This is a genomic window from Williamwhitmania taraxaci (assembly GCF_900096565.1).
GTDB classification, from domain to species: domain Bacteria; phylum Bacteroidota; class Bacteroidia; order Bacteroidales; family Williamwhitmaniaceae; genus Williamwhitmania; species Williamwhitmania taraxaci.
The window spans coordinates 11,579-21,016 of record NZ_FMYP01000069.1 but is presented as its reverse complement, the minus strand read 5'-3'; the positions used below and the strand labels follow the sequence as shown (position 1 = coordinate 21,016).

At 44.8% G+C, this 9,438-nt stretch carries 8 protein-coding genes; all 8 read left to right on the top strand.

Annotated elements, in window-relative coordinates; genetic code table 11:
• Window positions 1-386 precede the first annotated feature (386 nt).
• The 8 genes from BLS65_RS14595 (at window position 387) to BLS65_RS14560 (ending at window position 9,282) form a co-directional block, all read left to right on the top strand.
• Window positions 387-629: a PqqD family protein gene (locus BLS65_RS14595; RefSeq protein WP_092440302.1), complete on the top strand. Its 243-nt coding sequence runs from the start codon at window positions 387-389 to the stop codon at window positions 627-629.
• A 2-nt stretch (window positions 630-631) separates the two neighbouring features.
• Complete coding sequence (locus BLS65_RS14590) at window positions 632-1,678, top strand: ATP-grasp domain-containing protein (RefSeq protein ID WP_092440300.1); 1,047 nt, start codon at window positions 632-634, stop codon at window positions 1,676-1,678.
• A gap of 45 nt (window positions 1,679-1,723) precedes the next feature.
• Window positions 1,724-3,106, top strand: coding sequence for an alanine racemase (locus BLS65_RS14585; RefSeq protein WP_092440298.1), 1,383 nt, complete (start codon window positions 1,724-1,726; stop codon window positions 3,104-3,106).
• 77 nt (window positions 3,107-3,183) lie between these two features.
• Window positions 3,184-5,361: an urea transporter gene (locus BLS65_RS14580; protein ID WP_092440296.1), complete on the top strand. Its 2,178-nt coding sequence runs from the start codon at window positions 3,184-3,186 to the stop codon at window positions 5,359-5,361.
• Complete coding sequence (locus tag BLS65_RS14575) at window positions 5,346-6,596, top strand: tetratricopeptide repeat protein (protein WP_092440294.1); 1,251 nt, start codon at window positions 5,346-5,348, stop codon at window positions 6,594-6,596. Before BLS65_RS14580 ends, BLS65_RS14575 begins: the two co-directional genes overlap by 16 nt.
• A 78-nt stretch (window positions 6,597-6,674) precedes the next feature.
• Window positions 6,675-7,286 (top strand): tetratricopeptide repeat protein, encoded by a 612-nt coding sequence (locus tag BLS65_RS14570; RefSeq protein ID WP_092440292.1) that lies wholly within the window; start codon window positions 6,675-6,677, stop codon window positions 7,284-7,286.
• Between the two features lie 146 nt (window positions 7,287-7,432).
• Window positions 7,433-8,569: a sensor histidine kinase gene (locus BLS65_RS14565; protein WP_092440290.1), complete on the top strand. Its 1,137-nt coding sequence runs from the start codon at window positions 7,433-7,435 to the stop codon at window positions 8,567-8,569.
• Window positions 8,566-9,282: a LytR/AlgR family response regulator transcription factor gene (locus BLS65_RS14560; protein ID WP_092440287.1), complete on the top strand. Its 717-nt coding sequence runs from the start codon at window positions 8,566-8,568 to the stop codon at window positions 9,280-9,282. Before BLS65_RS14565 ends, BLS65_RS14560 begins: the two co-directional genes overlap by 4 nt.
• Window positions 9,283-9,438 lie beyond the last annotated feature (156 nt).

Here is a 9,438-nt window from a genome sequence, read left to right as displayed (position 1 = left end):
TTCATGGTAGTGCCGGCCAAGTGGATAATGCGGGGACGACAGCGCATCCTAAAGCTCTTTTCGGCCAAGAAATACCACCTGCTGCTGGAGTGAAGCGGCCACGCTGCTGTGCCCAATGGGAAAGGTATGCCCGCGCCTCAATAGCTAGTAATTGAATACCTGACACTTACGGTTCGTTACGGTTTTTATTGTTGCAGGCTTCCAAAAAAGGAAGTTGCAAACCATAGGGGGAGCGAAAAACGGAAGAAGTGACGCAAAGAAGGGCTATGTCGAACCAAAAAAATGGCAAAATATCCACCAAGCAAACCTAAATACGCTAAGATTTAAAACCTAGCAATCGACCTGCGGATTTAAGGTATAATAGGAAACCCTAAAAATATAAAGTCATGGAAATAAAAGGAAACATTGCACTCAGCGAAAATGGATTCGTATTCAATCCCACTACTGGCGATTCATTTACCTTGAATAACACAGGCAAGGTGGTTCTTTCCTTGATAAAAGAGGGCAAGAGCATCGAGCAAATAAAGGAACAGATGAAGGGCGATTACGAAGTAGACGAGGTTACTCTCGAACGTTACCTAGTCGATTTTGTGAATGACCTTAAAGTCAATAATCTTTTGGAGGAATAGCCATGAACCCAAGAAAAGTAACCGTTGCTGTAACAGGCCTCAACAACATCGACAGCCCGGGTCCGGGAATCCCTGTCATTCGAGGTATTAAAGAGTCGAAGGAATTCGATGCAAGAATAATCGGACTGGCCTACGAGCATTTAGAACCCGGCATATACATGAGCGAGCTGGTCGACAAAACCTACATGATTCCCTATCCATCCGAAGGAAAGGAGGCTCTTTTCGCCCGATTATTGGAGATACACGAGAAGGAACAAATCGATGTGATCATCCCCAATTTCGATGCCGAACTATTCTCCTTCATCAAGTTAGAGCAGAAGTTGACCGAAGTTGGGATCAGGACCTATCTTCCAACGCTGGAGCAATTCGACGAGCGGAACAAATCCAATCTCCCTGCATACGGTAAAAAATATGGGGTAAATGTCCCTACCAGCACCGATGTTTTTAGCCATGCCGACTTGAGCAATGCGCTTAAATCCATGGAATACCCGGTAATGGTTAAGGGGAAATACTACGATGCCTACGCCGCCTACTCGGTGGAACAAGCAGCCATATACTTTTCGAAGGTGGCCGCCAAATGGGGATTACCGGTTATTGTGCAGGAATTCGTGAAGGGTACAGAAGTGAACGTAATTGCACTTGGCGATGGTGCAGGAAATTTAATAGCTGCGGTGCCCATGCGCAAGCAATACATTACCGACAAGGGAAAAGCGTGGGGCGGAATCACCATTGAAGACCCAACGATGATGGATTTGGCCCAAAAGGTTATCGCCCAAACCAAGTGGAAAGGCGGCATGGAGCTGGAGTTGATTCGATCGGCCGATAACAAACTCTACCTCCTTGAGATTAATCCGAGAATACCGGCGTGGGTCTACCTAGCCGTTGGTGCCGGACAAAACATTCCAGAAGCCTTACTAAAACTAGCCTTAGGTATAGAGGTAAAACCTTACAGCCGTTACGATGTGGGTAAAATGTTTGTGCGATACTCCTACGATATGATTGTAGATCTGGAGCAATTCTCCACCTTAGCTACAACAGGAGAATTGTAAACGGCAAGTTGCAAAGTAAAAACGAAATCATTAAAACGCTACATTATGTCGAAGCTACTTTTTGAACGACCAACCATAACAAAGTTAACCCCAGGCGTGCCATCCAAGCATGGCGCAGGAACAGCCATTGCGGCGATGCCCTATATCGACGGGGTTAAAGTTGACGATCTCATGGATAAATACGGGTCGCCGCTCTACGTTTTCTCCGAACGCACCATACGCAAAACGGTGGAGGATGTTAAGCGCGCCTTCACCTTACGATACCCTAAAGTCCAGATGGCATGGAGCTACAAGACCAACTATCTCGATGCTATTTGCCGAATCTTCCATCAGGTAGGATCGTGGGCCGAGGTGGTATCGGGTTTTGAATACGACAAAGCCCTCCGAAATGGCAACAAAGGCGAAAACATAATCTTTAATGGACCAGGGAAAAGCGCAGACGATCTGGAAAAAGCCGCCCGAAATGGATCATTCATCCATATCGACAACATGGATGAACTGTTTATGCTCTCGGATATTACCACCAAAAAAAATATAGAGGCACGGATTGCCATTCGGGTAAACATGGACGTGGGCGTTTACCCCAAGTGGGATAGGTTTGGGTTTAACTTCGAGAACGGTGAGGCGTGGGAAGCCATCAATCGGATTATGATTAACCCCAAGATGAAGCTGATGGGCCTACACACCCATATCGGCACCTATATGATGAGTGCTGAGCCGTATCGGATTGCCGCATCAAAGCTAGCCGAACTAGCGGTTAGCATTGCGCAAAAATTCGACCACTACATCTCCTACATCGATATGGGCGGCGGATTTGCCTCAAAGAACACATTGCGTGGTGCATACCTTTCGGGCGAAGATACAACTCCCTCGTTCGATGAGTACGCCGAGGCAATCACATCGGCCATCCTCAACTCCCAAATTAAGCCCGACAAGCTACCTACGCTAATTCTGGAAACCGGACGCGCATTAATTGATAACGCAGGTCACATTGCAGGATCAGTTCATGCCAATAAAAAGTTGGCCGATGGCCGCCGAGCCACTATCGTGGATGTTGGGGTAAACCTTCTCTTTACGGCCTTCTGGTACGATCACAAGATTCATCCGGTAAACAGCCACTCCGGCGTTGTAGAAGAAACCACCATATTTGGTCCGCTCTGCATGAACATCGATGTAATTCGGCCCTCCTTAATGTTCCCAGCGCTAAAACGCGGCGACAGGTTTGTGATAACCAAAACTGGTGCTTACAACAATACGCAGTGGTTGCAGTTTATCACTACCCGCCCTAACGTTGTATTAATTGACCAGAACAGGGAGGTTCATCTCATTCGAAAAGCCGAAACACTGGCAGATGTTTCAAGCAACGAGGTAATACCAGACTATCTGTCGAAGAACAATGGTTTGGCTGCAGAGAAGAAGGCTAAATAGATGTAACACTTAGAGAAGAGACTTCCTCCTACCAACGTCACTCCTTCATCAATAACAAGAATCAATAACCAGGATCAATGAATAAGAACGGCACCATATCAACCCTACTTCAGGGAGTAGTTCGCAGCTACTCCCAAATTTTCTTCTCGGAGAGTTACTGGTTTGCGATACCACTTATTATCGTTTCGTTTCTCGATATTTCGGCAGGCTTAAGCGGATTGCTTTCGGTGGTAACGGCCAATCTTGCTGCCTCGTTTCTGCATTTCGACAAACATATAACCATCAAGGGACTTTACGGCTTCAATAGCCTATTGGTGGGATTAGGGTTAGGCTACCACTACGAACTCACCATGGTTATAGTAGCTATGGCAATCCTTGCGGGCTTCTTAACACTACTTGTAACGCTAGCTTTTCAGGGAATCCTGGGTAAGTATTACCTGCCCTACCTCTCCATCCCCTTTGTATTCAGCCTATGGATTGTTTTCAGTGCAGGGTGGTTAGCTACTGGAGTGGAGGATAATCCAAGCGGCTTATACATCGTCAATCAACTTTTTGGCTTGGGAGGGAATCCGTTAGTTAATCTTCATCAATGGTGGATTGAGCATATTACCTCAACCTTTCTGAACGGCTACTTCCTCTCCCTTGGCGCAATATTCTTTCAGTTTAATGTCTTTGCAGGGTTGGTGGTAGCAATCGCACTACTTTTCTACTCCCGAATTGCATCCCTTCTTTCCTTGCTAGGGTATAGTGTTGCCTTTGGTGCCTACTCATTTTTGGGAATGGATATGACTCAGTTGGGTTACAGCTTTATCGGATTCAACTTTATTCTAGGAGCCATTGCCATTGGAGGATATTTCTACGTTCCATCCAAGCAATCATTCTTTTGGGCGGTGGCAATAACACCCATCATTGCCTTGGTTGCAGCAGGATTGTTTGGATTGTTGAAACCCCTGAATCTGACGCTCCTCTCGCTCCCCTTCAATTTGATCGTAATTACCTTTCTCTACGCTTTTCGATTCAGAACGATACCCGGAAAATTAAAAGAAGTTATTATTCAGGAGGGAACACCAGAGCGCAACCTTTACTCCCACCAAAGTTTTACCAAACGATTTCCAAACTATGGCTGGCTTCACATAAAGCTACCGTTCTACGGGGAATGGCAAATCAGCCAAGGGCATGACGGTGAGGAAACCCACCAGGGCGAATGGGCCAGCGCTTGGGATTTCATCATAACCAACAGCGAATTGAGCCAGTATGCCAACGAAGGAAATGAACTAAAGGATTACTACTGTTTTGGTCAGAATGTAATTGCACCGGCCGATGGCGTAGTGGTTGTTACCGAGGATGGTATAGCCGACAACACCCTTGGAGAGGTAAACACGCTTAAAAACTGGGGAAACACAGTTATAATTAAGCATGTGGAAGGAATATACACCAAGCTGTGCCACCTCCAAGAGAGCTCAATAACCGTTAAGGTTGGCGACAGCGTTCACTACGGACAGATAATTGGTAAGGTAGGAAACTCAGGCCGATCGCCTTTCCCACACTTGCATTTCCAACTTCAGGCAACCCCTTACATAGGGTCAAAAACGTTAAAATACCCTCTATTCGCCTACATGGAGAATGGAAAAGAGATTAAAACATTCAGCTATCCGGAGAAAGATCAAAAGGTAAAATCCATTGAGGAGAGTCCCCTACTTAACAAGGCCCTTAACTTGATGCACGGCACTGTTCTAAGCTGGAATATTGAAACGGCAAAGGGAATGGATACCGCTAAGTGGGAGGTATTCACCGACACTTACAACAAATCATACCTCTACTGCCATGCGACAAAATCGGTAGCATATTTCCTGAACGATGGCGTCTACTTCTACTTCACCCATTTCGATGGAGATCACAAATCGCTGCTTTATGCATTCTATCAGGCGGCCTTTAGGTTACCGCTTGTGCATATCGACGGATACGTCTCCACCGACTTTCTCCCAATAAACCAAACCTTTGGAGGATGGAGACTATTCCTACAGGACATAGTTGCACCGTTCTACCTCTATCTGAAAGCATCCATCAAGGTGAAGATGGAAAGCACAGGTTCGGAGTTCGAAATGAAAAAGGTTGAGTACAGATCAGAACTTTTCGGTTACTCCTTCAATCGGGTAGTTTGGACAAAAAGTTTTATACTCGAAATAAGCAACGACAATCGTTTGAAACTAATCGATCAGAACAAAAAAACTACAGCCATATGCGAATCATACTAACCGCGTTGATGTTGGCTTTCGCAACAGCCTCGTTTGCACAAAACGATTTTATATCGCTCGATAAGCAAAATTACGACTACTACCTACAAGGGGATTATAAAAACCTTAAGGAAACGGGAGAGAAAATGATTGCACAGGGAATCGATTACTACTTTCTGCGCATGCGTTTGGGGATACTGGCCTATAACAATCAAAAGTATGCCAGCGCAGTAACACACTTTACCAAGGCACTGGAGTTAAACTCCTTGGATACTATTTCGCGCGGATATATCTACAGTAGCTATCTCCTTTCGGGTCGTGTAGCGGATGCCAACCTTTACCTTGGATCGTTAGGAGAGGACGAAAAAAACAGTGCGTTAAAGTCCATAAAAGAGCCAGAGTTGTTGCAGATTTACTTGGGCACCTATATCACCAACTCAACAACCAATAACCTTAACTACAAGATAGTTGATAATACTACCGTAATCTATGCTGGGATTGAAAGCTATCTCTCGAGCAGAATTAAGGGAACTCTTGCCTACACCAACTTTCGAAAAACAGGTAGCATCACCCAAAGTAGTGCTTTAGCAAGAAACAATCTCAACACCAACCAAAATCAGCTCTATGCCAAGTTAACCGGATATGCATTTTCGGGATGGGAATTTTCAGGGTTTGCCCACGCTGGATTCTATTTCGAAAAAACAACTTCAGGACAAGGAAATGGAAACTCACAAAAGCAAATCAACGGTGAGTATTTAGGAGGTATTGGAATTGCAAAAAATGGGTTTAAAGTTCGAACGGGAGTAAACATATCCTATAGTAATTTCGGCAGCTCAACCCAAGTTAGGGGTGAAGGATACCTTACTTACCTCCCCTTTGGAAACACTAACTTTTACCTTACTACAGGTGGAATGTTCCAATCCGATAAACAATGGGGTGAAACGTATCAAGTAAATCAAGAAATTGGGTGTAAGGTTTTCAAATTCCTTTGGCTGGAAGCAGGAATCATCAAAGGCAATTCATTCCTATACGCACGAAATCAAGGTATGGTAATGAGTAACTCCTTACTAATCCCCGCCACTACCATTTATGGCAACCTCCATCTTATGCTTGGCAAACAATTTATGCTAACCCTTTCGCCATACTACAACCAAAACGAGATATATTTCTGGGATCTGACATCAAATACTCGAACCGATAAGCTAACTTACAATGCATTTGCTGCTGCCGTTAAGCTCACTTACAAGTTTAAATAGCGTGAAACATAGTCCCATGCACAAAAAAGAGAATAAATTACACGTTCAACGATACTGATTCACTAAAAACAAAATATTATGAAACGACTAACATTACTAGCTGTTTTTCTTCTATCAGTCCTTGTATCGAATTCACAAGACTATACGAAGCTCATTGCAGCATTCAGCGACAGCTACGCAAAGGAGAAGGCGGAAAAGTATGGTGAGGCAGTAACCGTAATGAAGGGTTACTACGACGAAAAATCCTACGAAATCAACCTACGTCTTGGCTGGCTAACCTACCTTCAAGGGCAGTTTGCCGAATCGATTAACTACTACGGCAAAGCCATTGAACTCATGCCCTATGCCATTGAACCCCGCTTTGGATTGGCCTTGCCAGCCTCAGCAATGGGCAACTGGAATTTGGTTTTGGTGCAGTATAACAAGATTCTCGCTATCGACCCCAACAACACAGTAACGCTCTACCGCATGGGGCTTATCTCCTACGACAAGAAGGATTACAAGCAAGCCTACCAATATTTCGAAAAGGTTTCGAACCTTTACCCTTTCGATTACCAAAGTTTGCTCATGCTGGCATGGACCAACCTCAAGCTGGGAAAAACGCGCGAAGCAAAAATCCTATTCAACAAAGTTTTACTATACAGCCCTCAGGATGCAAGCGCAAAAGAGGGACTGGGGATAATTAAGTAGAACTGAATCACTAAAAAAGTGCGGCAGGTATTCCGATATCGTAATAGATAAGTGATGGGGTGGTAAATCGAAAGCATTTACACCCCAACTTCACCTCTTCGGACTTTATTCCTTAACTTGACAAGAATCCCAACTGCGTCAAAACCATGAAAATTCACAACAAAAGAATAGTCTACACAGAGATTGGCCTCGTCGCATTTGTATGGATGGTGCTTGTGCTTACTCCCATACTTTTCCGGGAGGACATATACAGCCCCATAATGCGAAGTGTTATCGTTCAGTTGGAAATTACCATTCCGCTCTTGGTTGTATTCCTTATCAATCGGTTTATCCTTGTCCCTAAATTGCTATTTAAAGGAAAACAAACCCTGTTTATCGTATCCGTTTTGGGTGTTATTCTCCTGTTTACGTTTGGTTCATTTATCTATGATAAAATGGAGGTAAAATCGAAACCACCCAGCGTGCTCCCTTCCGGAAATCAAATAATGTCCACCCCCGATAATCCAATGATCCTGCCACCATACTCGCTCCCCGGAGGTAACGATCCATTTGGGAATCTTCGTCCCATTCAGCCACATAAGCAAAGGCCCATCCCACCCTTTGCCAATTTTCTAATTCTCGCTATTCTGGTGGTTGGATTCGATACTGGTTTACGATCGAGTCTTCGCTGGATGGAGACAGAAAACGAAAAGGTAAGTCTCGAAAAGGAGAACATAGCCACGCAGCTGGTGCTACTGCGCAACCAAGTGAGTCCTCACTTCTTCATGAATACGCTCAATAATATCCATGCGCTGGTCGATATCAATACTGAGGAGGCAAAGGAATCCATCATAAAACTCTCGAAAATGATGCGCTACCTCCTCTACGAAACCCAGACCGAAGCCACCACACTAACGCGGGAGGTAGAATTCCTCCACAGCTACATCGACCTTATGAAGCTGAGATATAACGAGAAGGTAAGCATCACCCTTACGCTTCCCACCACTATCCCAGAAAAGATAATGCCACCATTCCTCTTTACCTCACTCATTGAGAATGCCTTCAAGCACGGCGTAAGCTACCGGGAAGAGTCATTTATCAACATCGATCTTATGGTAAGCGATGATCGCCTTATGCTGATTATAAAGAATAGCAAGGCCAACAAAACTCATACAGACAATTTTTCGGGCATAGGCCTCGACAATACCCAAAAGCGATTGGCCCTTCTCTACGGAGATACCTACCATCTGGACATTATCGACGCCGACAATATATTCACCGTGAACTTATCTATTCCGCTATGATTAGATGCATTGCAATTGACGACGAACCCCTTGCCCTTCGACAGCTTGCCGAATATATCTCCAAAACACCATTTCTGGAGTTGGTAGGTCAGTGCGAAAGTGCCCTGCAAGCCATCGAGATGCTCGAGAACAGCCCCACCGATTTACTCTTTGTGGACATCAACATGCCCGATCTCAGCGGAATGGATTTTGTCAAGAGTCTCGAGAACCCACCCATGATTGTTTTTATCACCGCCCATAGCGAACACGCGCTCGAAGGTTTTCGGGTAAATGCCATCGATTATCTACTCAAACCCATTGGCTATAGCGATTTCTTAAAGTCCGCCAATAAAGTAAAGGCGCTCTTCGATACCCAGCATCAAAAGCCCGATGAGGTCAAAAGCAACAAAGAGTTTCTTTTCATCAAATCGGAGCACAAGCTCTTGCGCATCAACTTCGACGACATCAAGTATATCGAAGGGATGAACGAATACATCCGACTCCACCTCACAAATGCCAAACCCGTGATGACGCTCCTAAGCATGAAAGCCATTGAAGAGCAACTACCCAGCGATCGGTTTATGCGAGTGCACCGCTCCTACATTGTAAATCTCACCAAGATCTCGGTAATCGAGCGCAGCCGAATCATTTTCGACGAGAAAGTCTACATCCCCATTAGCGATCAGTATAAGGCAAAGTTCCAAAGCTACATCGACAATAACTTTTTACCTTAGACGTGAAAGGGTCAAAGATGGCTGAGCGCAAAGTGGAATTACAATAGCGCTGTAGTTGTAAGAACGCCTCTGTGTATCTCTATGCATTTTTTCTCTGTGGCCTCCGTGGTTATTTCTTTTCATTGGCACATTTTCTCCAAATTCACTTAAGCCGCA

Coding starts and splice junctions, on each gene's coding strand:
- BLS65_RS14595 (WP_092440302.1), top strand. CDS start 387: ATGGAAATAAAAGGAAACATTGCACTCAGCGAAAATGGATTCGTATTC.
- BLS65_RS14590 (WP_092440300.1), top strand. CDS start 632: ATGAACCCAAGAAAAGTAACCGTTGCTGTAACAGGCCTCAACAACATC.
- BLS65_RS14585 (WP_092440298.1), top strand. CDS start 1,724: ATGTCGAAGCTACTTTTTGAACGACCAACCATAACAAAGTTAACCCCA.
- BLS65_RS14580 (WP_092440296.1), top strand. CDS start 3,184: ATGAATAAGAACGGCACCATATCAACCCTACTTCAGGGAGTAGTTCGC.
- BLS65_RS14575 (WP_092440294.1), top strand. CDS start 5,346: ATGCGAATCATACTAACCGCGTTGATGTTGGCTTTCGCAACAGCCTCG.
- BLS65_RS14570 (WP_092440292.1), top strand. CDS start 6,675: ATGAAACGACTAACATTACTAGCTGTTTTTCTTCTATCAGTCCTTGTA.
- BLS65_RS14565 (WP_092440290.1), top strand. CDS start 7,433: ATGAAAATTCACAACAAAAGAATAGTCTACACAGAGATTGGCCTCGTC.
- BLS65_RS14560 (WP_092440287.1), top strand. CDS start 8,566: ATGATTAGATGCATTGCAATTGACGACGAACCCCTTGCCCTTCGACAG.